The organism is Pantoea sp. SS70 (assembly GCF_029866845.1).
Lineage (GTDB): Bacteria > Pseudomonadota > Gammaproteobacteria > Enterobacterales > Enterobacteriaceae > Pantoea > Pantoea leporis.
The window spans coordinates 1168784-1194335 of the sequence record NZ_CP117199.1; the positions used below are offsets into that span (position 1 = coordinate 1168784).

Sequence of the window (25552 nt, forward strand, 5' to 3'; positions counted from 1 at the left end):
TCCTTATTGAACCTGGTTGGACAGGACGGGGTTGTACGCCACCACGTCGCTCAGCGCGCGGACGGTGGCTGGCGTGAAGTCGCGGCGGGCGTCGTCAATCACCTGCTGCTGACTGATCAAGCCTAGCTGGCGCAGGGCAAACAAGCCGGGAAGATTGACGCCGCTGAAGCGGGTATAACCAATGCCGCCGGAGGGGCGCATATTGATCTCCAGTAATAGCGGTTTGCCGCTGGCGTCATTGCGCGTCTGCACGTTGATCAATCCATCCGCGCCCATCGCAGCGGCACAGGCTAGCGCCAGCTCAAAGGCTTCGCCGCGGTTTTCCAGATACTGCAGCGCCCCTTCTTTGCGGCGCGCCACGGCGGCCAGCACCTTGCCGTTTTCCGCCAGCATATCAACCGAATATTCCGGGCCCGGCAGATACGGCATCAGGACCAGCGGCTCCATGCTGTCGGCGGCCTCCAGCGCCTGTAAGTAATATTCGGCTTTCACCCGGCGTGCGTCGGGATGGGTAAACGGCGCCATCGGCGAGACACTTTCATCAAACTGCCAGAATCCCATGCCATAAATACCGGTAACCGGCTTTACGCACAGCGGCAGATCGCCAAAGGGTTTACCGGCGATCAGCTCACGCAACTGTACGGGTGAATCCACGCGCAGTGAAGGCACCACCGGCAAATTCAGGCTTTTCATATGGTGGGCAAACGCGACTTTGTCATCGGCCAGATCCAGCATCGCAACATCGCGTGCGCCGGTGGTTAAGCGCGCACCGCTGGCTTCGATAGCGGCGCGATGGGCTTCAAACCAATGAGCATGTCGACCGGTATGGATCGCCTGAATGGCATATTTTTCTACGGTGGAAAGAATAAATTCGAGGCGCTGATTAACATCACCGGGTTCAATTAATGCATGATCCGCCAGAGAAAGTATTTCATTACGCGATTGGCGATGTGATGCATAAATCGACACGTTGTAGTTATGTTTTTTAACTGCAGATGTTATGCCATTAATTATATCGCGCTGGGAGGATAAACCTTCCATTAGCCAAATTTTGTGAGACATTTCTAATTATTTCCGCAAGAGGCTGGTGGCTGGATTATGGTTTGCGAGTTTATTTCTCACTTCGAAATGAGTCAATCATAATATGATTTTTTACCCTAACGTAACCTTATGAATTTTAATGTAAAGAATTGTCATGTTTAGTGCGTTGCTGGTTCGGGCTGGATTCTTTTAAGTTGTTCTTCTGCAAGGATTTATTGTATTTCATAAAATTGCTGTGAAAATTAATGCTGAACATGAATATCCTCATGTTATGATTTTGCCCTCATGGAATTTGTTGCAAATATAAAACCCTTTTCAAACCTGTTTGAAGGAATTATGACATGGTTTCATTAAGCAAGAATCAGACGGTTTCACTCAGCAAACAAACCGCTTCGCTGAATAAATTACATTTCGGCTTAGGCTGGGATCCCATTAAAAAGAAAGGCTTCATGGGCAAGCTTTTTGGTGGTGGCAGCGATTCCATCGATCTGGATGCCAGCTGCGTATTATTGGATCAATCTGGTCATGCCATTGATACCATCTGGTTCCGCGCATTAACCTCTAAATGTGGTGCGGTGAAACACAGCGGCGATAACCGTACTGGCGAAGGCGATGGCGATGATGAAGTGATCAACGTTGAGTTGTCACGTTTGCCTGCCAACGTTGAGTATCTGGCGTTCACCGTGAACAGCTTCCAGGGGCAAACCTTCAACGAAGTGGAAAATGCCTTCTGCCGCGTGGTGGATCAAAACGGCAAAGAGCTGGCGCGCTATGAGCTGACTGAGCAAGGCAGCCATACCGGCATCGTGATTGCTTCGCTGCACCGCAACGGCGGACTGTGGGACTTCACGGCGCATGGCCGCGCGAGTGCCGGCCGTACCATTGACGCGATGCAAAACGACATCGTTGCCGCAGTGGTGCGCTAATGAATATGACGCCGGGGAGCAATGCTCCCGTTCCCGCTAATCTGCTGACGGTGCGCGTACTCGCTGGCGCCGCCGTTGATGCTTCGGCCTTTCGTCTGTTCGCCAGCGGCAAAGTCAATGGCGATGCCGATATGGTGTTCTACGGTCAGCCGGATAACGATGACCGCACCATCAGCCTGAAAAGCGAAGGGCACAACTCTGCCTTTTCTGTCGATCTCACCCGCCTGCGTCCTGACGTGCAGAAAGTGGCCTTTACCGTTACCTGTGACGGCGGCCGCAACGTGTCGGGTTTGCAACGTCTGGCTATTCAGGTGGAGCAGAGCGGTGAAGTGTTGCTGAATGGCAGCGTTGAGCTGGTAGGACGTCAGGAAGCAGCGTTGATCCTCGGCGAACTTTACCGCCGTAATAATGAGTGGAAATTCCGCTTTATTGCGCAGGGTTTCAACGGCGGCTTAAAGCCGCTGGCGGAACATTTTGGTGTGGATGTGGCTGAACCCGCGCCTGCCCCAACGCCTGCACCGCAGGCGGCACCGGCTCCAGCACCGACACCCGCGCCGGCAAAAATCAATCTGAGCAAAGTGTCTCTTACCAAAGAGAAGCCAGCCATCAGCCTGACCAAGCGCGATAACTTCGGTGAGATCCGCATCAATCTGAACTGGCACCGTGAAACCAGCAGCGGTGGCGGCGGGTTGCGCGGATTGTTCGGCGGCAACAAAGGCGTGGATCTCGATCTCGGCGCCTTCGTTGAGCTGCAAGACGGCTCGCGCGGTGTGATCCAGGCGCTGGGCGGCAATTTTGGCGCTATGCATGCCAAACCTTTCGTACACTTGCAGGGCGACGATCGCACCGGTGAAGTGACCGACGGCGAATGGCTGCACATCAACGGTCGCGAATGGAGTCAGATTCGCGAGGTATTAATTTTCGCCTTCATCTATCAAGGTGCGGCGAGCTGGGACAAAACGGATGGCGTAGTCACGCTGCACATTCCAGACCAGCCTCCGATTGAAACGCGTATGACTGAAGGGGAGAACCGCCGCAACATGTGTGCGATTGCTCGCCTGGTCAATGAGAACGGCAGTATCCGCGTCGAGCGTATCAATCAGTTCTTTAACGGGCATTCCGATATGGACAAAGCTTTCAGTTGGGGATTCAACTGGCGAGCTGGCTCCAAATAATAACAGACAGAGGATTCACTATGAGCTTTTTCAACAAGGTTAAAGGGGCATTTAATTCCGGCCGCGATGAATTAACCAAACAGGTTAGCCGCTTTAAGAACAAGAAATTTATGCAAGGAACCGTCGCGGTGTGCGCACGCATTGCGGTGGCAGACGGCGGCGTGAGCGCGGAAGAGAAGCAGAAGATGATCGGTTTTCTGCGCGCCTCCGAAGAGTTGAAAGTCTTTGATACCAATGAAGTGATTGAGTTCTTCAACAAGCTGGTGAGCAGCTTTGATTTCGATCTGGAAATCGGCAAGGGCGAAACCATGAAGTACATCATGGCGTTGAAAGATCAGCCGGAAGCCGCACAGTTGGCGATCCGCGTAGGTATTGCTGTCGGTAAGAGTGATGGTGATTTTGATGCTGACGAGCAGAAAGCGGTGCGCGAAATCGCCGTCGCTTTGGGCTTTGATCCAGCAATATTTGGTCTGTAATTTTTAATCTTTTAAGGGTTCATCATGGTGTCTACGCACATTGGCTTCCCAACTGAAACAGTCGCGGTTTTCATCGCGCTGTCGGTGGGCGCTATTTTTATCGACCTGTTCATGCACCGCGGCGACAAGCCGATTTCGCTGAAAAGCGCGGCGCTGTGGTCGGTGTTCTGGGTGGCGGTGGCGATGGGTTTCGCCGGCTTCCTCTATATCCATCACGGCGCTGAAGTTGCCAGCCTGTTTGTGACCGGTTACGCGCTGGAGAAAGTACTTTCCGTCGATAACCTGTTCGTGATGATGGCGATCTTCTCGTGGTTTGCCGTTCCGGACCGCTATCGTCACCGCGTGCTTTACTGGGGCATCATCGGTGCCATCGTTTTCCGTGGCATCTTCGTGGCGATCGGTACCGGCTTGCTGAGCCTTGGTCCGTACGTCGAAATCGTGTTTGCGCTGATCGTCGCATGGACGGCGGTGATGATGCTGAAAAGCGGCGATGACAGCGACGAGATCGAAGATTACTCGCAGCACCTTGCTTATCGCATGGTGAAGCGCTTCTTCCCAATCTGGCCAAAAATGCGCGGTAACGCCTTCCTGCTGAATCAGAAGGAAGTTGATGAAGAGCTGCAGAAGCCAGAAAACAAAGACGTAGCGATTGGTCGCGGCAAGAAAGCGGCACTGTATGCCACGCCGTTGATGCTGTGTGTGGCGGTGGTTGAACTCTCTGACGTGATGTTCGCCTTTGACTCCGTGCCGGCGATTATCGCAGTAAGCCGTGAACCGCTGATCGTTTATAGCGCCATGATGTTCGCCATCCTCGGCTTGCGTACACTGTACTTCGTACTTGAAGCATTGAAGCAGTATCTGGTTCACCTCGAGAAAGCCGTTATCGTGCTGCTGTTCTTCATCGCGGTGAAACTGGGTCTGAATGCTACCGATCATATCTGGCATCACGGCTACAGCATCTCTGCTAGCGCCAGCCTGTTTGTGGTACTCGGCGTGTTAGCGGTCGGTATCGTGCTCAGCGTGATGTTCCCCGGTAAACCCGAGGAAAAAGAAGAGAGCTGATCTTCTGCCAGCAATGAGTCTGAAAAATCATTAACCAAGAGGTAATTACAATGAGCGTTTCTCTTTCTAAAGGCGGTAACGTTTCGCTGAGCAAAGCGGCACCAACCATGAAAAACGTCCTCGTTGGCCTTGGCTGGGATGCACGTTCCACCGATGGTCAGGACTTTGACCTTGATGCGTCAGCGTTCTTGCTGTCCGCCAGCGGTAAAGTCCGCGGCGATGCTGACTTTATTTTCTACAACAATCTGGTCTCTTCCGACGGTTCCGTTTCCCACACCGGTGACAACCGTACTGGTGCAGGCGATGGCGATGATGAATCGCTGAAAATCAAACTGGATTTGATTCCGGCTGACGTCGACAAGATTGTGTTTGTGGTCACCATCCACGATGCGCAGACCCGTCGTCAGAGCTTTGGCCAGGTTTCCGGCGCGTTTATCCGCCTGGTGAACGATGACGATCGCAGTGAAGTGGCGCGTTACGATTTGACCGAAGATGCCTCCACCGAAACCGCGATGCTGTTTGGTGAGCTGTACCGTAACGGCGCCGAGTGGAAATTCCGCGCGGTAGGCCAGGGTTATGCCGGCGGTCTCGCTTCGGTATGTGCTCAGTACGGTATCAACGCGTCTTAATTATCACGGGCAGCTTCGCGCTGCCCGCATCATCCAATTAAAAGCAGGAGCTTTAAAATGGCAGTTTCTCTGGTAAAAGGCGGTAACGTTTCCCTGACTAAAGAAGCACCAACCATGAATGTTGCCATGGCGGGTCTGGGTTGGGATGCACGTGTAACAGATGGTCAGGATTTCGACCTCGACGCGTCAGTATTTATGGTCGGTGACGACGGTAAAGTGCTGAGCGATGCCAGCTTCATCTTCTTCAACAACAAGCAGAGCGCTTGTGGTTCCGTTGAGCATCAGGGCGATAACCGCACCGGTGCTGGCGATGGCGATGACGAGCAGGTTAAAATTACCCTGTCTAAAGTACCGGCTGAGGTGAAGAAGCTGGTCTTCGCGGTGACCATTTATGATGCCGAAGCGCGTAAGCAGAACTTCGGCATGGTGAGCAACAGCTTCATGCGTATCTTCAATAATGACAGCGGTGCTGAAATCGCCCGTTTTGACCTGTCTGAAGATGCGTCTACCGAAACCGCGATGGTGTTTGGTGAGCTGTATCGCAATGGTGCCGAGTGGAAATTCAAAGCCGTTGGTCAGGGCTTCGCAGGCGGCCTGTCAGCGCTGGCTTCGCAGCACGGCGTGAGCGTCTGATTCAAAGCATTGCTAACAAAGCCCCGGCTGGTCCGGGGCTTTTTACTGTCTCAATAATGGATCAAAACGACTAAGTGCTTATTGCGTAGCGACGAAGTGTCAATCGGTCGCCATGAATTGTGCCCCTAAGGATCCAGACGCAGCATGCGCAGTTTTTCCATTGGCACGCGGCGTTTTTTCCACGTTGGATGGAAATGACGCCAGTGTGGATCCTGCGCGGCGGCCAGTAACTCAAAATCACCGCGCGTATCGCCCCAGGCGCGCAGGTGATAGTTATGCAGCGGGCCGTAAACGCTTTCCAGTCGCTTGACCTTTTGCCCGCAGCGGCAGTTATGGCCGGTAATTTTACCAGTAAGAATGCCGTCAACGACTTCTAATTGGGTACCGATCAGATTGATGCCCAGACGCTCGGCGAACGGTTCTAATACCATCGCCGGCGAGGCGGAACAGATGGTCACTTCGGCGCTGGAGTTCACTTCGGCGGCAACCGCTAACAGCCCGGCTGGGCGCATTAGCTTATTCCAGTTTGCCGCGCAGAAAAGTTGCGCCTGCTGACGAATCCATTGCTCCTCAACGCCGGTTAAAAAGGTGTGAATCAACACTTCTTTTAACTCATCACGCGTTAGCTTTTTCCGCATGCAGCGCAGCGTTGGGAATGCCAGTTTGGCAATTTTGCGAGCGAACGCGCGTTTGCCAAAGCTGAAGCGCAGAAAGGGGATGAAGCTGTCGTGAATGGTCAGCGTGCCGTCAAAATCGAAGACTGACAGAACCTGATTTTCACGCGCTAAGGAGGATTCCATGGACATGTTGTTCTCTTTTGTCGCAAGCCGTAATCAATGCCACGATGATAGCAAATGGCTGGCCGATATTCTCATGCGTGAATGCGGCTACCGATAAACGGTAGCCGTTTGAAACGATTACTCGCGGATTTTGCCCTCTTCCTCGCGGGTTTTACCCTCTTCGATAAACTCTTCGTCAATCTCTTCGGAGTTCTCACGGTTATCGCGACCAGAAAGCAGATTCCAGCAGGCAATAAACAGCGCGGCGATCAGCGGACCAATGACAAAGCCGTTGATGCCGTACACTTCCATGCCGCCCAGCGTGGAGATCAGGATCAGATAGTCCGGCATTTTGGTGTCTTTACCGACCAGCAGCGGACGCAGAATATTATCCACCAGGCCAACCACCACCACGAAGAAGCCAATCAGGAACAGCGCTTTCCAGATGGCGCTGGTGGCGAAGAAGAAGATGGTTGCCGGTACCCAGACAATGGCGGAACCGACCGCCGGAATCAGTGACAGGAACGCCATCAAGGTGCCCCACAGCAAGCTACCATCAATGCCGGTGATCCAGAAGGCGATGCCGCCCAGCACACCTTGTACTACCGCAACCACCACCGTGCCTTTGACCGTGGCACGCGATACCGCTGCGAACTTCATCAGCAGGTGATGTTTCACGTAGGTTGAAAGCGGCAGCGCTTCAAGAATTAAATTCACCAGCCAGGCGCCATCTTTCAACAGGAAGAACAGCAGATAGAGCATCACGCCAAAGCCAACGGTAAAGGTGAAGGTCCCTTTGCCGATCAGGAACACGCTGCCCGCCATGTACTGGCCGCCTTTCAGCGCAAAGCCAGAGAGCTTCTGCTGAATCTCCTGCGCGTTGTTCAGGTTGTTATCGGCGAGATAGTTGCGTGCCCAGGAAGGCAGATGCTGCAGCAGATCAGCAAACACCGCAGGGAACTGCGCGGAGTTGTTCTGCAGCTTGGTGTAGACGGTGTTAACTTCAACCACCATTGAAGAGGTGATTAACGCCAGCGGCGTGAACACCATCAGGCAGATAATCAGTAACGTAGCGAACGAAGCCAGACCGTTGCGATCGCCCATTTTACGGCGCAGCAGCGACTTCAGTGGATGGAAGATCACCGCCAGAATCGCGGCCCAGAAAATGGCAGAAAAATAGGGTGTCAGCACATCAAAAAAGGCGAAGGTGACGATCGCCAAAATAACGATAAAGAAGCCTAAATTAAGTCCTTTAATACGCATTACATAGTCTCGTCAGTAGATAGGGCGAATGAACTATAGAACGCTTAACGGGGAAAGTAATGTTTTTAGGATCGATGGTTCGCTCAAGCTCGTGAAGAGAGCAGACACAGGATGTCCCGATTTGTCCGCCTGATGTCTGTTCACTGGCTGGCGCGGCAGCACTATTACGGTGATGATGGTGGCTGAAACTCACCGGAGGAAATCATGCTGGAACTACGTCCTAACTGCGAATGCTGCGATAGAGATCTGCCGCCGGAGTCGCTTGAGGCGCGCATCTGTTCATTTGAATGCACGTTCTGTGTGGCGTGCGCGGAAGGTATCCTAGCGCAGCGCTGCCCGAATTGCAGGGGTGAACTGGTGCGTCGACCGATTCGTCCTGCTGCAGCGTTAGCACGTCATCCGGCGTCCTCAACGCGCCATTTATCTTCTTCATGAGATAGTGAGCGTGCAAACCAATATTCTGCTCATGTAAACGTTTACCCTAAATAGTTTATCAGGCTGCCTCGTGATATTTAAACGTTACGCAAGCAGGGTAATTTTGAGCACGATAGTAATCACCGCTGTGTATTAATGTTGGTGATAAACAATCCGGGCCTAATAAGGAGCAGTAATTGTTAAATACTCATCAGGTTGCGCGTGCGGCGTGCTGAGATTATAAAGGTTTAAAAAGCCAATGGTGTTGTTTTTAAAGGGATATTAACCATTCTTGATAGCATGGATTAGCTGCTTGAATGCCTTATTGTTGTGTCTTTGCTGAATCTGGTCAGAGCACAGACCTTATTTATCCTGAAACAACGTTCCTAAAATAATATTTCTTTCTATCATTTAGTTTTTGCGTATTTTTCTGAAAAATAGCCCTTTTCAAAAGAATTTTTCAATTTTAAATGGTATTGTTTGCTGGCAATGCTAGTGATGTGGCGTTGTGTGCTTCAGTTTTACCCTCACTTTTGCAGGGTTTACCCCTTTATGCAATTTATGGAAATTGAATTATCCTCCCGATCCTTGCGATCGGGTTTTTCTTTATATTTCCCGCTCTCGCCGCAATAAACGCTGATGCGTCTCTTCGATCCCGTTAATGTTAGAAAATACACAATCGTTAAGAAAGTGATAAGTTGACGTAATTTCCTGTAAGTGTGCAGTTTTTAAGAGTTTTGGAAATGCTTTTCTGTCTCCAGTTAATCAATAGTAATGCTCAACGGCACAGCAACCGCCGTTATCATTGGAGGCAACACCATGAAAAAAACAACATTAACTCTTATTGCGTCATTTATTGCATGCAGCACACTGTTTTCTAGCGTCTCCTGGGCAGACGGCCCTGGTGACCAGCGCTGGCAGCCGCACGGCGGCGACCAGCATCAGGACCACGGACGTGGCCCGGATCGTGGCGGCGACCGCGGACCGGATCGCGGCAATCATCATGACCGTGGCCACGATCGCGGCCCCGGCCCGGATCGTCATGACCGTTATGCTGACCATCGTATGCCGGAAGGGCATCGTGACGGCGACCGCTTCGCCTGGGGCGGACATGACTTCCGTCGCGGCTATCCGGCACCGCCGGAGTTTCGTGGTCCGCACTATCGCGTAGATGACTGGCGCGACCGTGGACTGTATGAACCACCGCGTGGTGAGCATTGGGCTTACATCGACGGTAATTACGTGCTGGTGGCCGCAGCAACCGGCATCATTACCGCAATTCTGCTCAACGGCGCGTTCAACTAATCCCTCCGCGGATGGCTGCGGCCATCCGTGTTTCTCTGCGCTTTATCCGCTCACCAGGTTATTCTCTCTACGACCCGTTTTTCCTTTCGATACGTTAAGGAGTGATGATGACCGTGGTAAAAATGGTGGCGGTGGATAAAGACGGCACCTTTCTCGACGACAAGAAACAGTACAATCGCGCGCGTTTTAACGCCTGCTATCAGGAAATGAAGCAGCGCGGCATCAAGTTTGTGGTAGCCAGCGGCAACCAGTATTACCAACTCAAATCCTTCTTCCCTGAGATCGCCCACGAAATTGCCTTCGTGGCGGAGAACGGCGCGTGGATTATCGATTGTGATGAAGAGTTATTCTGCGGCGAGTTTTCCCGTCCGGATATTGATGCGGTGCTGGATACATTGCACAACGGTAACTATCCCGAACTGCGTTACATCCTGTGCGGACGTGACAGCGCTTACTACTTCGAAGGCCTTGATGAAAAGTGGCTGGTGAAAATGCGTCACTATTGCCATCGCCTGAAGGCGATTCGCAGCCTCGATGACGTGGCGGGCGATAAGCTGTTCAAGTTTGCGCTGAATCTGTCTGATGATTACGTGGAACCGCTGATGGCGGACATTGAGCGTCTGCATCAGGGGGCGGCTGCCGCCACGTCCAGCGGTCATGGATCGGTGGATTTGATCGTGCCGGGCAACCATAAAGGTCACGGCCTCGATCTGTTGGGCAAACGCTGGGGCATCGAACGCAGTGAAATTCTGGTGTTTGGCGACGGCGGTAACGATCTCGAAATGCTGCAGCAGTCGGGCTTCAGCTTTGCCATGGCGAACGCACCGCAGAAGGTCAAAGATGCGGCCCGCTTTGAAGCGCCGGGTAATAACGACGAGGGCGTTTTACAGGTGATTGAGCAGATGCTGGCCGGCAAACCGCCGTTTGTCATCTGATCGTCATTTACAGCTGAATTTATTCTTTGCTTTGCCGATATTCGATTGTGACGGAACGCACAATTCGCCGCTGAGCGGCACTTCTTATCTCAATCGTTAATGCAGTCGGTTAGAAAGGATAAATTATGTTGCCAACCCGTTTGGCTGCCCGCATGACGCTGGGTGGCCTGCTATTACTGTGCGTCACCACCGCAGTGGTGTTTTCCGTTCTATTGTTGCGCGGTCAGCCGCGCGTCATTGAAGCCAGCCATACGCTGATTGAGCAGGCCGGTAGCAATCTGGTCAGCCAATTAAATCAGCAGCTGGTGCGCATTGAAGGCGAGGCCGTCAGCATGGCGCGCCTTGCTGAAGTGTTGCCGCACGATGCCACGCTGTGGCAGCAAAGCTTCCCACAAATCATCAACAGCAGCGGCAATAAAACCATTGCCGGCGGCGGCGTGTGGCCGGAACCCGATGCGTTTAGCGCCGGAGTGCAGCGTCGTAGCTTCTTCTGGGCGCGTCAGGGTGATGGCGCGCTGGCCTATTCCGATGACTACAACCTGCCTGCGGGCAACGGCTATCAACAGGAAAGCTGGTACAGCGCGGTGCGTAACGGACCGCGCGATCGTTGCGGTTGGTCGGAGGTGTATCAGGATCCGGTCTCCGGTGTGAAAATGGTGACCTGCAGCGTGCCGTATGCGGCGGGCGATCGGTTTGCCGGTGTCGCAACGCTGGATGTGCAGCTGGATAATCTTGCGGGCTTTATGCAGCAGAAAGGGCAGGTGACGGGCGGTTATGCCTTTGCGCTCGATAGCGCGGGCAATCTGCTCTATTACCCAGGCCAGGATATGAAATCGCTCACCACCTTGAGCAGCCTGGCGGAAAAATCCAGCTGGCTGGCGCCGCTGGCCGCCCGTATCACCCAGTTGAAGGGCGATGGCGATGTATTACAACTGTCGGATTTTGCAGACGGCTACTTGCACAACAGCGCGCAGGTGACGCTGTTCCGCATGCCCGGCACCGGTTGGGTGATTGGCCTGGTAACGCCGGAAAGTGCCGTCAGCGGCCTGGCGCGTACCATGATGCGCGACATCTTCACTTTCCTGATTCCGGCGATGATCGTGCTGCTGCTGTTAACCTGGGCGTTTACCCAACGCATTGGCCAACGTCTGAAGGCGACGCACGCGGCGCTGGATGAGATTGCCAATGGCGATGGCGATTTAACCCGCCGTCTGACCAAAAGTGGGCGCGATGAGCTGGCGGATATTGCCGGTGCGTTCAACAGCTTTGTCGATAAGATCGCTGGCGTGATTACCCGCGTGCAGGGCAGCGGCGAAACGGTGGCGGCCAACGCATCGGGATTAGCGCACAGCAACACCGCGCTGTCGGAGAAAATCGCTGAGCAGGCTGCGGCGCTTGAGCAGAGTGCGGCGGCGATGGAGCAGCTTAACGCCACCGTGCAGCAAAACGCTGAAAATACCCGACTGGCCGATGCTGCCGCCGAACAGACCGCGCAGATTGCCCGCAGCAGCAGCGAAGTGATGGGCGAAGTGGTGAGCACCATGGGCGCTATTCAATCCTCGTCGCGCCGCGTGGCGGAGATTCTGACGGTGATCGACAGCATCGCGTTTCAAACCAACATCCTTGCCCTGAATGCGGCGGTGGAAGCGGCACGCGCCGGTGAGCAAGGGCGTGGTTTTGCGGTGGTGGCATCGGAAGTGCGGGCCTTAGCCCAGCGCAGCGCCACGGCGGCGCAGGAGATCAAAGCGCTGATTGCCGATTCCGACAGCAACGTGCTGGCCGGCAGTAAACTGGTGGAAGGCGCGGGGCAGCAGCTTTCGCAACTGGTTTCCGACGTGCATAAAGTGAAGCAGGTAGTCAGCGAAATGCGCGTGGCCGGTGATGAGCAGAGCAAAGGTATCGCGGAAGTGACGCTGGCCGTATCGCAAATGGAGCGCGGTATTCAGCAAAATCTGATGCTGGTGACGCAAACCGCCGAAAATACCCAGGCGCTGCGTGATGAAGCGGCGCAGCTGGCGCAAGAGATGGCGATGTTTAAAGTGGCTGAGCAGTAAAAAATCGGGCAGCGTCGGCTGCCCGTTATCATTTAGACGATGCGCCAGGCGGCGGCGATCATCTCGGTTAACGTCGGTGCATCGTAGCTGACCCAGCCGTTTTTGCTGTTGGCGCGCGACACAATCCAGTCAACGTCGGTGGCTGACAGCGTTGGGCCCTCTAACCAGAACGGCACGATCGCCTGCTGCTGGATCCAGGCTTTCAACGCCAGCGCGGGCGGCGCGGGATCGTCCGGCAGCAGCTGTTGGCCGAACTGCGCCATCAAACGTTGCTGTTCAGCATGCTCGGTTTCTGCCAGCACCTCGAGGAACGGGAACAGTAAACGTCCGCACACTTCGCCGTGATGGAACGGCTTGATCGCCCCCAACTCACCGGCAATGCCGTGGATCACGCCCAATCCGGCGCTGCTCAGACACACGCCACCCAACCATGACGCCATCATCATCGCTTCGCGCGCGGCATCTCCACGCTCGTCGTCACGGTTTAAATCTGGCCAGGCCTGGAAGAACAGTCGTAGCCCATTAAGCGCAGTTTGCTGGGTGAACAAATTGCCTTTGCGCGACAGATAGGCTTCGAAAAGATGGGTGAAGGCATCGATGGCGCAGGTTGCCAGCACGCTGTCGGGCGCGCCTTTTAGCAGATCGGGATCGAGAATCGCGACCTGCGGCACAAACACCGGATGGCGCAACGAGGCTTTAACCTGAATGTGCTGCTGATCGGTCACCACTGCGTTCTGCGTGGCTTCGCTGCCGGTGCCGGCCGTGGTGGGAATGGCGATCAGCGGCAAGGTCACCGCTTGCACTGGCGTATCACCGACTTTCTCCAGATAGCGCGCGGTATTCAGCGGGTGCTGCATCATCGCGCTAAAGGCTTTAGCCGCATCCAGCACGCTGCCGCCGCCAATCGCCACCACGCGATCAACATGGCCGCGCCAGCGTCGCACCCAGCCATCAATCTCATCTGGCGAGGCTTCATGGCTGACAATCTCGTAACCGATGATGTGATCGTTGAGCGCGGCACCTAAGCGCGTCCAGGCCGGACCATTCAGGAATGAGCGGCCGCAAAACAGCAGCGTCGGCTGGGTATTGGCCGCCAGCAGCGGAATCAGTTGGTCAATGCTGCCGCGCCCAAACAGGGTTTGTTGATTACTGTACAACTCGATCAGATTCTCACTCACCTGCACGTCCTTCTTGTTTGGCTCAAAGACCTAAGTGTAACCAAAAGCCGTGACACTCCCGCTGCAAACATTCTGATAACCCGCTGGCAAAAAGTTGATCACCTTCGCAAAACAGAAATTCCGCTGCGGCGCCAGGTGCTTTGTACGCAATGTTACCCTTAACATGATACCCGTAACATTGCTCAGCAGGATGTTTACTGTGGTGCACGTTGTTGATTCTCATGTCCTCTGGGATAACCAAAATAAACCGCTGCCGGTAACTTACCGTGCGCAAAAGTGGAGAAAAATTATGCCATTACTCTATGTGGCGATTGGCGTAGCGTTACTGCTGTTGCTGATGATTCGTTTCAAACTGAACGGATTTATTGCGCTGATTCTGGTGGCGCTGGCCGTTGGCATGATGCAGGGCATGCCGGTCAACAAAGTTATCGTTTCGATTAAAACCGGCGTCGGCGGCACGTTGGGCAGCCTCGCGCTGATCATGGGCTTCGGCGCAATGCTGGGTAAACTGCTGGCGGATTGCGGCGGGGCGCAGCGTATCGCCACCACGTTAATCGCTAAATTTGGTGAGAAGCATATTCAGTGGGCGCTGGTGCTGACCGGCTTCACCGTCGGCTTTGCGCTGTTCTACGAAGTGGGCTTTGTGCTGATGCTGCCGTTGGTGTTCAGCATCGCCGCCTCCGCGCGCGTGCCGCTGCTCTACGTGGGTGTGCCGATGGCGGCCGCGCTCTCGGTCACACACGGTTTCCTGCCACCGCATCCGGGCCCAACTGCGATCGCCACGCTGTTTAATGCCGATATGGGTAAAACGCTGCTGTACGGAACGCTGCTGGGAATTCCAACCGTTATTCTCGCCGGTCCGGTTTATGCGCGCTTCCTGAAAGGCATTGATAAGCCGATCCCGGAAGGCTTGTGGAACCCGAAAACCTTTACCGAAGCGGAGATGCCTGGCTTTGGCGTCAGCGTCTGGACGGCATTGGTGCCGGTGGTGCTGATGGCGTTGCGCGCAGTAGCGGAGATGCTGCTGCCGAAAGGTCACGTGTTGTTGCCTTATGCCGAGTTCTTTGGTGACCCCATTATGGCAACCTTGATTGCCGTGCTGATCGCCATCTTCACCTTTGGTCTCAACCGTGGCCGCAGCATGGATGACGTGATGGGCACCATCACCGATTCGATCAAGATCATCGCCATGATGCTGTTAGTGATTGGTGGTGGCGGGGCGTTCAAACAGGTGCTGGTGGACAGCGGCGTCGATAAATATATCGCCAGCATGATGCATGAAACCAATCTGTCGCCGATCTTCATGGCGTGGTCGATTGCTGCGGTGCTGCGTATTGCGCTGGGTTCCGCTACCGTGGCGGCGATTACGGCAGGCGGCATTGTCGCACCGTTGATCATCACCAGCGGCGCCAGTCCGGAACTGATGGTGATTGCGGTCGGCTCCGGCAGCGTGATTTTCTCTCACGTCAACGATCCGGGCTTCTGGCTGTTTAAGGAGTATTTCAACCTGACCATCGGCGAAACTTTCCGCTCATGGTCGGCGCTGGAAACCATTATTTCGGTGTGCGGTTTGCTGGGTTGCTTACTGCTTGCCAACGTCATCTAAGCATCAAGGCTGAGGCACTGCGCCTCAGCCGCTTGCGGTTTACTGCGTTAAGGCGCGGAACGCCGCGAGTTCCTCTTGCGGCATTCCCGCTTGTAACGCCGCGTCACAGATTTGCTCCCAGCTGTTGCTGTCGAGAGGAATGCCATCGCGTTCACGTGCCACGCGGTTTTGCTCTTCCCACTCGCCGGGCACCTGAATTGGTGCTTCGCCACTTTGCGGCGACTGTTTCACCCAATCCAGGAATGATTCCGCTTCTTCCTGCATCGCAGGCGCATCAAACGCATCCGGATTCACGATGATGGTGGTCATGCAGTTGAAAATGGCATCGTGGCTGGTGACCAGCGTCTCATCATGTGTGGTGCGTCCGCCGGACAGCGCGCCGCCGAGAATTTCACACATGGTTGCCAGCGCATAGCCTTTGTGCAGACCAAACGGCATCAGTGAACCATACGGCGCCTGGTGCATCACGCCTGGCTCGGTGGTCGGCTGGCCTTGATGATCAATCAGATAACCTGGCGCGACCTGCTGCTCTTTATTCCACGCTACTCGCGTTTTACCAAAGGCGATGCCGCTGGTGGCGAAATCGAGCAGCAGTGGTTTGGCATTGCGGCGCGGGAAAATGGCGCAAAAAGGATTAGTGCCAAAACGACGATCGCTACCGTTAAACGGCGCGACCATCGGATCGCCCATCACGTTAACAAAATGGAACGAGACAAAACCGGCGGCCGCACACTGTTCTGCCCAATGGCCGATGCGACCAATGTGGTGCGAATGGTGTAAACCAACCGCCGCAATACCTAACCTGGCTGCGCGCTCAATACCGAGTTGCATCGCCTCAAAGGCCGCCACCTGACCAAAACCGTTGTGCCCGTGTAGCGTCAGCACCGCGCCGGCGTCTTTTGCAATGCTGGCATGTTGGTTGAGTTGCAAAAAGCCCTGTGCCAGCGATTTCATGTAGCTCGGAATCATGCCAACGCCGTGTGAATCGTGACCCGCCAGATTCGCGGCCACCAAATGGTCGGCGACCAGGCGCGCTTCTTCGGCGCTGCTGCCAGCATGTAACCAAATGGCTTGAACAAACTGATGAAGGCGAGAAGGGGGAATAAGATGCAGAGTACTCATACGGTCAATCTCCTTATCATGAACAATCATGCATCCTGTGCCGAAACCAGTAATAACTGCAAGTCAATGATAAGAAGTAAAGGGCCACAACGTGTGGCCCAAAAACTCAGTGCGGCTGTTCAAAGCCCGCTTTGACCATCTGATCGCGCAGTGCGCGGGTAATTTCACGGTTTCCGCCAGTGATCGGATAAATGACATTGTTGACGACATCGTCAAGATAGTGTTCTTCAAACTCCTGCAGGGTGAGTTGCGTGCCACCTTCATCATTAATCGCAATACTGCCGCTGATGTGGTTGCCGTAATCCTTTGCCTTAAGGCTATAACGCCCCATGCTGGTATTAATCGTGCTCATAAAAATCTCCTTGTTACGTCGGCATTGATAACAATCGAGGCCTCTTCAGGCGCTATAAGTTTAGACCGCGGACAGGCGCTGAGTGCGGAATCAAGGAGAGGGAAAATCGCAGGCTGCGACCCGTCTCGCAGAATTAAATCGGCATTAAGCGAAACGATAGCCAAGGGTTGTGACCACTCTCGCAGCGCCCAGCGAAAGCAGAATGATCATCTATACTGGTTAGCAGACACGTTATTTTTCATACTTGAAGGAGCGAACAATGAAAATAATTCTGTGGGTTATCGCCATCATCTTCATCGTTGGGTTACTGACACTAACAGGCGTCTTTAAACTGATTTTCTGACAACAACAGGCACCTGCGGGTGCCTGAATTTTTTATTCAGCATAGGATTTTTCGCTGTCATTAAAAGACGCAATCGGCAGGATGAGATCGCCCAGCGTCAACGGTTTCTGACACTGTGCGCAGCAGGCGCCATGATGATTTATTGCATCGACCTGTTTGCAGTCCGTTAAGGTGTAAAAAAATTTAGTGCAACCGCAGCGGCTACAACGAATAGTCATGTCAGTTTTTTCCCCATCTCCGTCCTGGAGTATCGAGATTTATCTTATTCGTCGGGTGAGTTCAATTGATAAATTTTGTTAATTTATTCCATGCGTGAATAGTTGACACTAAGTTACTGAAAGCTATCTTATTGCTTGCCGTCATCATCACAACATGATTGCACTTTGTGTACATCCCTCAGTAATACCTTTCCGTTTATCCGGCGTTTCAATTTCACGTTCCGCATGAGGTAAAATTCGCCGTCAACCGAGAATTAGCCTGGAGATATTAAGCAGGTTTTTTAATATCCTTTCGGCGATTACTTAGGAATGCGTCGTACAAGAATCTGAAAAACTTGCCTTAGGGTAGTGCATTTTTTCAGCATGAATTAACAGGAAATTACGTTGTGAATCGGCACTTTTCTGCAGTTTTGTTAGGCTGCATTTTGACCTCATCGGTCTCATTTTCGGCATCAGCGGTAACAACTTCACAAGCCATCAAATCAGGCTGGAACACCTTTAGCGATAACGTGTCGCAAACCTGGTCGCAACCGCAGAATTATGATTTTTATCTGCCGGCGATTACCTGGCACAACCGTTGGACTTACGACGATGAACACATCGATAAATACAACGAGCGCCCGTGGGGCGCAGGTGCGGGCATTTCGCGCTGGGATGAGAAAGGTAACTGGCACGGTTTGTACCTGATGGCGTTCAAGGACTCCTTCAACAAATGGGAGCCGATTGGCGGTTACGGTTGGGAAGCGACCTGGCGACCGCTTAGCGATCAGAACTTTCATTTGGGCGCCGGATACACGGCGGGTGTAACGGCGCGGGATAACTGGCGCTACATCCCGGTTCCGCTGATATTGCCTTTGGCATCAATTGGATATGGTCCAGCCACTTTCCAAATGACTTATATTCCCGGCACTTACAATAACGGCAACGTTTACTTTGCTTGGCTGAGATTTGAGTTTTAAGCGCTGGCGGCACGCATAAAGTGTGATCGGCATGCAAAAAATCAATATTTATCACTTTTTCATCAAATCGCACTGGACAAATGTCACCGCAATTGCTGTACTAGACGTCGACACAGTTTAGTGTCCTTTTTTCATGTAAAGGTAATATAGATGTCTAAGATCAAAGGTAACGTAAAGTGGTTTAATGAGTCGAAAGGCTTCGGTTTCATTACTCCAGAAGATGGCAGCAAAGATGTATTCGTACACTTTTCTGCAATCAACAGCAACGGTTTCAAAACTCTGGCTGAAGGTCAACGCGTTGAGTTCGAAATCACTGACGGCGCTAAAGGCCCATCAGCTGCTAACGTTATCGCACTGTAATTAACAGTTCGAATTCTGAAAACCCGCCTTCTGGCGGGTTTTTTTTATTCATTTTTAGGCTCGCCACCAAATAATCATCCAGCTCGCTAAGGCAAGCATGCTGATGCTCAGTGCCATTAACTCATCGAAAGTGCGTGGAATAAGGTTTTTCATTTCGCCTGCCTCAGAAAGAGATTTCCCTCAGCATGCCAATGCCAGATTAAGCCAGCCTTAAGCCGTTATGACATTCTCGTGACAAGGCAGATTCTGCGGCACATCTCACAGATAACTTCCGTAACATAGCCACAACAATGCTTACTTGCAGATTTTTGTCCGGCAACGCTATATAACTGCTCAGGGAAAATGAGGAGGCAGGATGAACATACGTCAGGCACAGGCAAAAGACAGTTTTGCATTGAGCGCGTTGCTAACCGAATTAGGTTATAGCGCGACGGAAGGATTTATCGATACGCGTTTGACTCAGCTTATTCATCATCCCGATGAAATGTTGTTGGTCGCGGAACACGGCAATCAGGTGCTGGGCTTCCTCTCGTTGCACTTTATTCCGCAGCTGGCATTGGCCGGCGATTTTGCCCGAATCAGCTACTTCTGTATTGCCGAAGGCGAGCGCAGCAAAGGCAGCGGGCAGCAGTTATTGAACCACGCCGAACAGCTGGCGCGGTCACGCGGTTGCGACCGTATGGAAGTGCACTGCCATTCATCGCGCCTCAAAGCCAACCAGTTCTATGCGCGTGAAGGCTATGTGGAATCACCGCGCTATCACATTAAAGCTCTGTGTTAAGATTGAGCTCGCGTCCGCTGGCTATCACGATGGCATCGGCGATGCTGTCGAGTTGTGCCACAGGCAGCAGCGCGGCGCTGACGCGAATGAACTGCCGGCTGCTAATGCTACAGCGTTCACCGGGCAGCACGGCGATACCGCGCGCGGCTAGCGTGATCATCGCGTACTGCTCCGATTCCACCGGAATCCACACGCTCAATCCATCGCGCTCTTCCAGCACCAGACCGCGTTTCGCCAGCGCGGCCAGTAACTGCTGGCGACGCTGCGCATAGGTGGCTTTGGCCTGCTGAATACGCTGCTGAGTCTCTTCATCATTGAGCATCCACGCCACGGCATCCTGCAAAATACGGCTGGTCCAGCTCACGCCAAAGTTGCGCCACGCTTGCAGGCGCTTCACCATTTCGGCGTTTCCTGATAACACCGCCAGCCGCAAATCCGGCCCATAAGCTTTAGAAAACGAGTGCACATGCAGCACGCGTTCGGGATAGTGGAAGCCGAGGCTAAACACCGGGTAGCGCGACAGATCGCCAATGCCGTCATCCTCGACAATGACGGTGCTGCTGTTTGCCAGCACGCGCGCCAGCTCTGCACTGCGACGATGGCTCACGCTGTTTCCGGTAGCGGAATGGGTGCGCGGTTGATAAATAAACATCGCCGGAGATTTCTGCATCAGCGTGGTCAGCGTCGAGGGAATGGGACCTTGCTCATCGCAGGGCAGCGGCAGAATTTCAGCACCCATGTTGTCTAAAATATCCAGTAATCGCGTGGCGGTAGGATCTTCGATCACCACACGATCGCCCGGTGACAGCAACGTCTGAACGATCAGGTTCATGGCATCGAAGCCGCCATCGGTTGCCAACCAGGCTTCGGCGGGATAGGGCCAGCGTGGCGCTACGGCATCCAGCAATTGCGGTGAAATCGCCTCACGCTGATAACTATTCAGTTGCGGCGATGCAATGCCCGCCAGCATCGCCTGACGTAGATCCGGCAATAACGTTGGATCCGGTGAGGCCATTGCCAGTGACGCCTGAACATTCTCGCCGTAATTGCCGATCTTCTCGAAGCGAATCGGACGCGGCATCACGCTGTTACCGCTCACCCACACGCCGCTGCGACCTTTACCCGCCAGCACTTTCTGCTTCTTCAGTTGCGCCCAGGCAGCCGAAACGGTTGCCGGGCTCACGCCTAATCGCTCAGCCAATTCCCGTACTGCCGGCATCTGCATGCCCACCGCAATCTGCCCATCGCGAATCAGCGTGGATGCCGCATGCGTGATGCCTTTCACCGAAGCATCCGTGATCTGCTGGCTGAGCCACTCCAAATCCACACTTTGCGTCATAAGAAAATCCTTTGTTCAGTAACAAATAATAGATTGTTCAGATTAGTATTCGCGATTTAGACTCAAATTCAAGCACTATTTGCTGCATAAATAATCACAGCCGCAGGGCTGGCAGAACAGACGGGGAAGGCAAAACTATGGTAACCATCAGACTGGCGGTACGTGACTGGGATTACTTCACACCGCTGGCACTTGGCGATATCAAACCGGAAGGTTTCTCGCTGGAGATCGATCGTGTTGGCACGCTGGTGGATAACCTCGCCACCAGCGATAAATACGATGCCGGTGAAGTGTCGTTTAGCCGCTTTGCTCAGGCCCGGGCAAAAGGTGACACTTCACTGTTGGGACTGCCACACTTTCTGATGCGCGGTTTCCGTCAGCGCTGCATCATTACGCGCAGCGACAGCCCGATGACTTCGCCAGCGCAGCTGAAAGGTAAAAAGATCGGCGTTACCGGCTGGCAGGATTCGGGCAACACCTGGACGCGCACCGTGCTGCGTGAAGCAGGCGTAGAGATTGATGATGCGTACTGGTTTGCCGGGCGTTTGACTGAGGATCACCCGATTGTTGATCGTCTGGCCGGTTTTGGTCGTCCGGGGCGTATTGAACCGGCACCAGGTGAGCGTCCACTGATCGCGTTGCTGAAAGCGGGCGAGCTGGATGCTGTGTTTACCCCTTTTATGCCGGAAGGTTTTTTCCTCGCCGATTCAGGTTTGCGCCAGCTGCAGGTGGATTTTGCTGCTGCCGAGCGTGACTACTTTAATCGCGTCGGTTATGTGCCTGGCATTCACTTACTGGCTCTGAAGCCTGCCTTAGCCGAGGCGCATCCTTGGCTGCCTCAGGCGCTGAGCGACATCATCGATCGTTCGTACCAGATGTGGATGAAGAAGCGCGAGAAATACGCCGACACTACGCCGTGGCTGCTGGACGATTTGCGGCGCACCGCGCAGGAATTACCGGCCAACTGGAATCAGAACGGATTTTCCGTTAACAAAAAGATGATTGCCGACTTTGCGAATGAGCTGTTTCAGCAAGGCCTAACCCAAACATTGCTGACGCCGGAAGCGATTTTCCCGGCTGCGGCGCAAGGAGAATAACCATGAAAGTAGCAATGGGACAATTTGCCGTCAGCCGCGAATGGCAGGAAAACACCGATATCTGCATCGGATTGATGAACCAGGCATTGGCGGGCGGTGCTGATCTGCTGGTGCTGCCGGAAGGCGTGCTGGCGCGTGATATCGCCGATCCTGATCTGGTATTGAAAGCGGCGCAGCCACTTGATGGTCCTTTCGTCACGCAGCTGCTGGCGGTTAGCAAAGGCAACAACCTGACCACCATGATGAGCGTGCACGTGCCGACAGAAGGGCAGAAGGCGCTCAATGTACTGATCGCCATTCGCAACGGCGAAATCATCGCCGAGTACGTGAAACTGCACCTTTACGATGCCTTCGCCATGCAGGAGTCGCAGCGCGTGAATCCGGGGCGCGAAATTCCGCCGCTGGTTGACGTGGCGGGCATGAAAGTCGGGTTGATGACCTGCTACGACGTGCGCTTTCCGGAGCTGGCGCGTCGCTTAGTGCTTGACGGCGCGGATGTGCTGGTGCTGCCGGCAGCGTGGGTGAAAGGCCCGCTGAAAGAGATGCACTGGGAGTTGCTGACCACCGCGCGTGCGCTGGAAAACACCTGCTACATGGTGGCGGTGGGCGAATGCGGGCCACGCAATATCGGCAACAGCCTGGTAATCGATCCTTTGGGCGTGGCGATTGCCAAAGCGCCGGAATCGGCCGCGTTGGTGTTTGCCGATCTCGATCCACAGCGCATCGCCTACGCACGCAGCGTACTGCCGGTGCTGGAAAATCGCTGTTTTGCGCGTCCCGAACTTAAACCACTTTGATCGCTGGGGAATCTGACTGATGAAAATTTTTGCTACTGCCATCGCGCTGTCATTGGGCCTCACGGCCTGTTTCGCTCAGGCCGCCGACGTGATTCCTGCGCAAAAAGTGGATCAGGCGCTGCACGATCGTCTGCCAGCAGAGATCAAAAGCAGCGGTAAAATGATCTCGGTGAACAACGGATCTTTTCCTCCGTATGAGATCGTTAACGGTCCGCACTCAATGGACGGCGCTTCCGCCGATCTCACCGAAGCGCTGGCACAATTGCTGGGCGTGAAGATTGAACATGCCACCGTCAGCGGTTTATCGGGCGTGCTCACCGGCATTAATTCCGGCCGCTACCAGATGGCGATTGGCCCGATTGGCGATTATCCGGATCGTCAGCAGAAGGTTGATTTTATCGACTTCGTGCAGGAGTTCGTGGTGTTTGGCGTGCAGAAAGGCAATCCCTCGAAGATTAACGGTCTGGAAGATACCTGCGGTAAACGCATTGCGGTAATGGCGGCCGGTTCAGCAGAACAGGTGATTCGCAAGCAGTCCGATGCCTGTGTCGCGGCGGGTAAACCGGCGGTGGTGGTGCAATCCTTCACCGACCAACCATCATCGATTTTAGCCGTGCGCTCAAAACGTTCCGATGCTTTCTTCTCCTCGCAGGCGCCGCTGACTTACTTCATCGAACAGGCCAATGGCCAGCTGGAGCTGTCGGGCAAAGGCAAGAAAAACGGCTTTGGCGACATTTTCCAGGGCACCGTGGTACCCAAGGGTTCTGAACTCGGCAACGTGGTGCTGGATGCGTACAAAGAGCTGTTCAATAACGGCACTTACGCGGCCATCATGAAGAAATGGAAATTAGACGGCAACGTGTTGCAGCAACCGGGACGTAACCTGGCGCAAGGGGCAGCAAAATGAGTCCGGTCACCAACAATTCGCGAGCCAGGGATAAGGCCGACGTGCAGCAGCGCGATGTGGCTTTTGCCCGCAGTGCGCCCACTTATGGGCGCTGGATCTCATGGATTTTGGTGCTGGTTATTGCCGCGAACTTCCTCTGGCTGGTGGCGACCAATCCCAATTTCGAGTGGAACGTGGTGCTGCAGTGGTTCACCGAAGGTTCGGTGATGAAAGGCCTGCAGGTCACGCTCGGCTTGACGGTGGTGTCGATGATTCTCGGCACGCTGCTCGGGCTGCTGTTGGGCGTGTGGCGTCTCTCGGAAAACAAATTGCTGAGCGGCTTATCGTCGCTCTACATCTGGTTTTTCCGGGGTACGCCGCTGCTGGTACAGCTGATCTTTTGGTACAACCTGTCGACGCTGTTTCCCACCATCGCAATCATTCTTCCGTGGGCGGATATCACTTTTGCCAGCTGGAACACCAACGATCTGATCACGCCACTGACCGCAGCCATTGCCGGACTGGCGCTCAATGAAGCGGCTTATATGGCCGAGATCATTCGCGCCGGCCTGCTGTCAGTGGATAACGGTCAGGTCGAAACCACCCAAGCGTTTGGCATGAGTCGCAGTCGTGCGCTGCGCCGCGTGATCATTCCACAGGCGATGCGTTCAATTATTCCGCCTACCGGCAACCAGTTGATTAGCATGATCAAAGCGACCTCGCTGGTAAGTGTGATCGCTATGGGCGATCTGTTGTACTCGGTGCAAGCCGTTTATAACCGCACCTTTGAAATTATCCCGATGCTGATGGTCGCAGTGATCTGGTATCTGTTTATCACCTCAATTCTTAACCTTGGCCAGTCCGCCATCGAGCGTTACTACGCCCGTGGCACCACCCGCACGGTGGTGAATAAACGTCGCGTTGCCGCTAATGAAGCCGCACCAGCCGTCGCGCACCGTCTGAAGGAGGATGTATGAGTGAAGTTCAGCCGCTGGTGCGTGCGCGTAATGTGCAGAAGAGTTATGGCGATAATGAAGTGCTGAAAGGCATCGATCTCGATGTATTTCCCGGTGAAGTGGTGGTGATTCTCGGGCCATCGGGTTCGGGTAAATCCACCTTTTTACGCTGTATTAACCATCTGGAAGACATGAATGCCGGTTCGATTGTGGTCGGTGACGATCAGATCGGTTATGAACTGAAGCGCGGTATTTTGCATCGCCTGTCGGCGCGTAAAATTGCTCATCAGCGCCAGAAAATCGGCATGGTGTTTCAGCAGTTCAATCTTTATCCGCACATGACGGTACTGCAAAACATCATTGAAGCGCCGATAGGTGTGCACAAGTTTGCACGGCAGGATGCGCTCAAGCATGCGCGTGAGCTGCTGGCGACCGTGGGATTGAGTGACAAAGCCGATGCCTGGCCGCGTCATCTGTCCGGTGGTCAGCAGCAGCGCGTGGCGATTGCGCGTGCGTTGGCGATTAAACCGGCGCTGATGCTGTTCGATGAACCCACTTCGGCACTCGATCCGGAGTTAGTCGGCGAAGTGCTGGCCACCATGCGCACCTTAGCCGATCAAGGGCTGACCATGATTGTCGTCACCCATGAAATTGGTTTCGCGCGTGAGGCGGCCGATCGCGTGGTGTTTATGGATGGCGGCGTGGTAGTGGAGCAGGGCAGTCCGGAGCAGGTGATTGGTAACCCGCAACATCCGCGCACGCAGGCATTTCTCAGCCGCTTTATCTGAGCAGGCGGTCTCACTCTGTTACAGATTGCAGTTGAGGCCGTTTATAAACTGCGCGTTAATAGTCAGGTCCGTTTTTCA

General features: G+C 54.0%; 26 protein-coding genes. 19 read left to right on the plus strand and 7 right to left on the minus strand.

What is annotated here, in order from left to right; all coding sequences use genetic code 11:
* Positions 1 to 3: 3 nt before the first annotated feature.
* Positions 4 to 1062, minus strand: a complete 1059-nt coding sequence (locus tag PO881_RS05295) for an ATP-grasp domain-containing protein (RefSeq protein ID WP_192414134.1) — start codon at positions 1060 to 1062, stop codon at positions 4 to 6.
* Between the two features lie 320 nt (positions 1063 to 1382).
* On the opposite strand from PO881_RS05295, the gene PO881_RS05300 reads away from it, so the two are divergent.
* The 6 genes from PO881_RS05300 to PO881_RS05325 are packed head-to-tail and all read left to right on the plus strand — an operon-like array spanning position 1383 to position 5942.
* Positions 1383 to 1967 (plus strand): TerD family protein, encoded by a 585-nt coding sequence (locus tag PO881_RS05300; protein ID WP_192414135.1) that lies wholly within the window; start codon positions 1383 to 1385, stop codon positions 1965 to 1967.
* Positions 1967 to 3142, plus strand: coding sequence for a TerD family protein (locus tag PO881_RS05305; protein ID WP_280172563.1), 1176 nt, complete (start codon positions 1967 to 1969; stop codon positions 3140 to 3142). The genes PO881_RS05300 and PO881_RS05305 overlap by 1 nt, the downstream gene beginning before the upstream one ends.
* 20 nt (positions 3143 to 3162) lie before the next feature.
* The gene (locus PO881_RS05310; RefSeq protein WP_101763276.1) at positions 3163 to 3618 is read left to right on the plus strand and encodes a tellurite resistance TerB family protein; all 456 of its coding nucleotides are present in this window, start codon (positions 3163 to 3165) and stop codon (positions 3616 to 3618) included.
* Positions 3619 to 3642: 24 nt separating this feature from the next.
* Positions 3643 to 4680: a TerC/Alx family metal homeostasis membrane protein gene (locus PO881_RS05315; RefSeq protein ID WP_008103746.1), complete on the plus strand. Its 1038-nt coding sequence runs from the start codon at positions 3643 to 3645 to the stop codon at positions 4678 to 4680.
* Positions 4681 to 4730: 50 nt separating this feature from the next.
* Complete coding sequence (locus PO881_RS05320; protein WP_008103744.1) at positions 4731 to 5309, plus strand: TerD family protein; 579 nt, start codon at positions 4731 to 4733, stop codon at positions 5307 to 5309.
* Positions 5310 to 5366: 57 nt separating this feature from the next.
* A complete protein-coding gene (locus PO881_RS05325) occupies positions 5367 to 5942 on the plus strand; it encodes a TerD family protein (RefSeq protein WP_101763275.1) in 576 nt (191 codons plus the stop codon).
* Between the two features lie 125 nt (positions 5943 to 6067).
* Here PO881_RS05325 and PO881_RS05330 read toward each other — a convergent pair whose 3' ends face one another.
* Entirely contained in the window at positions 6068 to 6748 is a 681-nt protein-coding gene (locus PO881_RS05330; RefSeq protein WP_101763273.1) for an HAD family hydrolase, read from the minus strand.
* Positions 6749 to 6859: 111 nt separating this feature from the next.
* Positions 6860 to 7984, minus strand: coding sequence for an AI-2E family transporter (locus tag PO881_RS05335; protein ID WP_101763272.1), 1125 nt, complete (start codon positions 7982 to 7984; stop codon positions 6860 to 6862).
* A 204-nt stretch (positions 7985 to 8188) separates the two neighbouring features.
* On the opposite strand from PO881_RS05335, the gene PO881_RS05340 reads away from it, so the two are divergent.
* The 4 genes from PO881_RS05340 (at position 8189) to PO881_RS05355 (ending at position 12692) form a co-directional block, all read left to right on the plus strand.
* Positions 8189 to 8419, plus strand: a complete 231-nt coding sequence (locus tag PO881_RS05340) for a DUF1272 domain-containing protein (RefSeq protein ID WP_280172564.1) — start codon at positions 8189 to 8191, stop codon at positions 8417 to 8419.
* Positions 8420 to 9217: 798 nt separating this feature from the next.
* On the plus strand, positions 9218 to 9703 hold the full coding sequence (locus tag PO881_RS05345; protein WP_192414138.1) for an RcnB family protein: 486 nt from the start codon (positions 9218 to 9220) through the stop codon (positions 9701 to 9703).
* Positions 9704 to 9810: 107 nt separating this feature from the next.
* Positions 9811 to 10638 (plus strand): Cof-type HAD-IIB family hydrolase, encoded by an 828-nt coding sequence (locus PO881_RS05350; protein WP_110865702.1) that lies wholly within the window; start codon positions 9811 to 9813, stop codon positions 10636 to 10638.
* A gap of 125 nt (positions 10639 to 10763) precedes the next feature.
* Positions 10764 to 12692 carry a methyl-accepting chemotaxis protein gene (locus PO881_RS05355; RefSeq protein ID WP_192236650.1) on the plus strand — a complete coding sequence of 643 codons (1929 nt, stop codon included), beginning with the start codon at positions 10764 to 10766 and terminating at the stop codon, positions 12690 to 12692.
* A 32-nt stretch (positions 12693 to 12724) separates the two neighbouring features.
* Here PO881_RS05355 and PO881_RS05360 read toward each other — a convergent pair whose 3' ends face one another.
* Positions 12725 to 13876 (minus strand): iron-containing alcohol dehydrogenase, encoded by a 1152-nt coding sequence (locus PO881_RS05360; protein WP_233501651.1) that lies wholly within the window; start codon positions 13874 to 13876, stop codon positions 12725 to 12727.
* Between the two features lie 283 nt (positions 13877 to 14159).
* Here PO881_RS05360 and gntT point away from each other — a divergent pair, with 283 nt between their 5' ends.
* On the plus strand, positions 14160 to 15476 hold the full coding sequence (gene gntT, locus PO881_RS05365) for a gluconate transporter (RefSeq protein ID WP_101763267.1): 1317 nt from the start codon (positions 14160 to 14162) through the stop codon (positions 15474 to 15476).
* 39 nt (positions 15477 to 15515) lie between these two features.
* Here the strand turns inward: gntT and PO881_RS05370 are convergent, their stop codons facing one another.
* Together PO881_RS05370 and PO881_RS05375 are read right to left on the minus strand one after the other, a co-directional pair.
* Positions 15516 to 16598, minus strand: coding sequence for a malate/lactate/ureidoglycolate dehydrogenase (locus tag PO881_RS05370; RefSeq protein WP_210081530.1), 1083 nt, complete (start codon positions 16596 to 16598; stop codon positions 15516 to 15518).
* A gap of 106 nt (positions 16599 to 16704) precedes the next feature.
* The gene (locus tag PO881_RS05375; RefSeq protein ID WP_101763266.1) at positions 16705 to 16950 is read right to left on the minus strand and encodes a hypothetical protein; all 246 of its coding nucleotides are present in this window, start codon (positions 16948 to 16950) and stop codon (positions 16705 to 16707) included.
* Positions 16951 to 17936: 986 nt separating this feature from the next.
* On the opposite strand from PO881_RS05375, the gene pagP reads away from it, so the two are divergent.
* From pagP to PO881_RS05390, 3 genes are all read left to right on the plus strand, one after another.
* Positions 17937 to 18470: a lipid IV(A) palmitoyltransferase PagP gene (gene pagP, locus PO881_RS05380; protein ID WP_280172878.1), complete on the plus strand. Its 534-nt coding sequence runs from the start codon at positions 17937 to 17939 to the stop codon at positions 18468 to 18470.
* 150 nt (positions 18471 to 18620) lie between these two features.
* Positions 18621 to 18830 carry a transcription antiterminator/RNA stability regulator CspE gene (gene cspE, locus PO881_RS05385; protein WP_007890714.1) on the plus strand — a complete coding sequence of 70 codons (210 nt, stop codon included), beginning with the start codon at positions 18621 to 18623 and terminating at the stop codon, positions 18828 to 18830.
* Positions 18831 to 19185: 355 nt separating this feature from the next.
* On the plus strand, positions 19186 to 19611 hold the full coding sequence (locus tag PO881_RS05390) for a GNAT family N-acetyltransferase (RefSeq protein WP_280172565.1): 426 nt from the start codon (positions 19186 to 19188) through the stop codon (positions 19609 to 19611).
* Here the strand turns inward: PO881_RS05390 and PO881_RS05395 are convergent.
* Positions 19595 to 20950 carry an aminotransferase class I/II-fold pyridoxal phosphate-dependent enzyme gene (locus tag PO881_RS05395; protein ID WP_280172566.1) on the minus strand — a complete coding sequence of 452 codons (1356 nt, stop codon included), beginning with the start codon at positions 20948 to 20950 and terminating at the stop codon, positions 19595 to 19597. The genes PO881_RS05390 and PO881_RS05395 overlap by 17 nt on opposite strands.
* A gap of 137 nt (positions 20951 to 21087) precedes the next feature.
* Between PO881_RS05395 and PO881_RS05400 the strand changes: the two genes are divergently transcribed.
* From PO881_RS05400 to PO881_RS05420, 5 genes are read left to right on the plus strand one after another with little or no spacing between them, the layout of a single operon-like run.
* On the plus strand, positions 21088 to 22047 hold the full coding sequence (locus tag PO881_RS05400; protein WP_277974638.1) for an ABC transporter substrate-binding protein: 960 nt from the start codon (positions 21088 to 21090) through the stop codon (positions 22045 to 22047).
* Positions 22048 to 22049: 2 nt separating this feature from the next.
* Positions 22050 to 22844 carry a deaminated glutathione amidase gene (locus tag PO881_RS05405; protein WP_008103707.1) on the plus strand — a complete coding sequence of 265 codons (795 nt, stop codon included), beginning with the start codon at positions 22050 to 22052 and terminating at the stop codon, positions 22842 to 22844.
* Positions 22845 to 22863: 19 nt separating this feature from the next.
* Complete coding sequence (locus PO881_RS05410; protein WP_277974639.1) at positions 22864 to 23751, plus strand: ABC transporter substrate-binding protein; 888 nt, start codon at positions 22864 to 22866, stop codon at positions 23749 to 23751.
* Complete coding sequence (locus tag PO881_RS05415) at positions 23748 to 24707, plus strand: amino acid ABC transporter permease (RefSeq protein WP_280172567.1); 960 nt, start codon at positions 23748 to 23750, stop codon at positions 24705 to 24707. The genes PO881_RS05410 and PO881_RS05415 overlap by 4 nt, the downstream gene beginning before the upstream one ends.
* Positions 24704 to 25474, plus strand: coding sequence for an amino acid ABC transporter ATP-binding protein (locus PO881_RS05420; protein WP_110865712.1), 771 nt, complete (start codon positions 24704 to 24706; stop codon positions 25472 to 25474). Before PO881_RS05415 ends, PO881_RS05420 begins: the two co-directional genes overlap by 4 nt.
* Positions 25475 to 25552: the final 78 nt, after the last annotated feature.

Bases quoted from the DNA above. Each gene is read 5' to 3' on its own strand.
- PO881_RS05295 (WP_192414134.1), bottom strand. From the start codon at position 1,062: ATGTCTCACAAAATTTGGCTAATGGAAGGTTTATCCTCCCAGCGCGAT.
- PO881_RS05300 (WP_192414135.1), top strand. From the start codon at position 1,383: ATGGTTTCATTAAGCAAGAATCAGACGGTTTCACTCAGCAAACAAACC.
- PO881_RS05305 (WP_280172563.1), top strand. From the start codon at position 1,967: ATGAATATGACGCCGGGGAGCAATGCTCCCGTTCCCGCTAATCTGCTG.
- PO881_RS05310 (WP_101763276.1), top strand. From the start codon at position 3,163: ATGAGCTTTTTCAACAAGGTTAAAGGGGCATTTAATTCCGGCCGCGAT.
- PO881_RS05315 (WP_008103746.1), top strand. From the start codon at position 3,643: ATGGTGTCTACGCACATTGGCTTCCCAACTGAAACAGTCGCGGTTTTC.
- PO881_RS05320 (WP_008103744.1), top strand. From the start codon at position 4,731: ATGAGCGTTTCTCTTTCTAAAGGCGGTAACGTTTCGCTGAGCAAAGCG.
- PO881_RS05325 (WP_101763275.1), top strand. From the start codon at position 5,367: ATGGCAGTTTCTCTGGTAAAAGGCGGTAACGTTTCCCTGACTAAAGAA.
- PO881_RS05330 (WP_101763273.1), bottom strand. From the start codon at position 6,748: ATGTCCATGGAATCCTCCTTAGCGCGTGAAAATCAGGTTCTGTCAGTC.
- PO881_RS05335 (WP_101763272.1), bottom strand. From the start codon at position 7,984: ATGCGTATTAAAGGACTTAATTTAGGCTTCTTTATCGTTATTTTGGCG.
- PO881_RS05340 (WP_280172564.1), top strand. From the start codon at position 8,189: ATGCTGGAACTACGTCCTAACTGCGAATGCTGCGATAGAGATCTGCCG.
- PO881_RS05345 (WP_192414138.1), top strand. From the start codon at position 9,218: ATGAAAAAAACAACATTAACTCTTATTGCGTCATTTATTGCATGCAGC.
- PO881_RS05350 (WP_110865702.1), top strand. From the start codon at position 9,811: ATGACCGTGGTAAAAATGGTGGCGGTGGATAAAGACGGCACCTTTCTC.
- PO881_RS05355 (WP_192236650.1), top strand. From the start codon at position 10,764: ATGTTGCCAACCCGTTTGGCTGCCCGCATGACGCTGGGTGGCCTGCTA.
- gntT (WP_101763267.1), top strand. From the start codon at position 14,160: ATGCCATTACTCTATGTGGCGATTGGCGTAGCGTTACTGCTGTTGCTG.
- PO881_RS05370 (WP_210081530.1), bottom strand. From the start codon at position 16,598: ATGAGTACTCTGCATCTTATTCCCCCTTCTCGCCTTCATCAGTTTGTT.
- PO881_RS05375 (WP_101763266.1), bottom strand. From the start codon at position 16,950: ATGAGCACGATTAATACCAGCATGGGGCGTTATAGCCTTAAGGCAAAG.
- cspE (WP_007890714.1), top strand. From the start codon at position 18,621: ATGTCTAAGATCAAAGGTAACGTAAAGTGGTTTAATGAGTCGAAAGGC.
- PO881_RS05390 (WP_280172565.1), top strand. From the start codon at position 19,186: ATGAACATACGTCAGGCACAGGCAAAAGACAGTTTTGCATTGAGCGCG.
- PO881_RS05395 (WP_280172566.1), bottom strand. From the start codon at position 20,950: ATGACGCAAAGTGTGGATTTGGAGTGGCTCAGCCAGCAGATCACGGAT.
- PO881_RS05400 (WP_277974638.1), top strand. From the start codon at position 21,088: ATGGTAACCATCAGACTGGCGGTACGTGACTGGGATTACTTCACACCG.
- PO881_RS05405 (WP_008103707.1), top strand. From the start codon at position 22,050: ATGAAAGTAGCAATGGGACAATTTGCCGTCAGCCGCGAATGGCAGGAA.
- PO881_RS05410 (WP_277974639.1), top strand. From the start codon at position 22,864: ATGAAAATTTTTGCTACTGCCATCGCGCTGTCATTGGGCCTCACGGCC.
- PO881_RS05415 (WP_280172567.1), top strand. From the start codon at position 23,748: ATGAGTCCGGTCACCAACAATTCGCGAGCCAGGGATAAGGCCGACGTG.
- PO881_RS05420 (WP_110865712.1), top strand. From the start codon at position 24,704: ATGAGTGAAGTTCAGCCGCTGGTGCGTGCGCGTAATGTGCAGAAGAGT.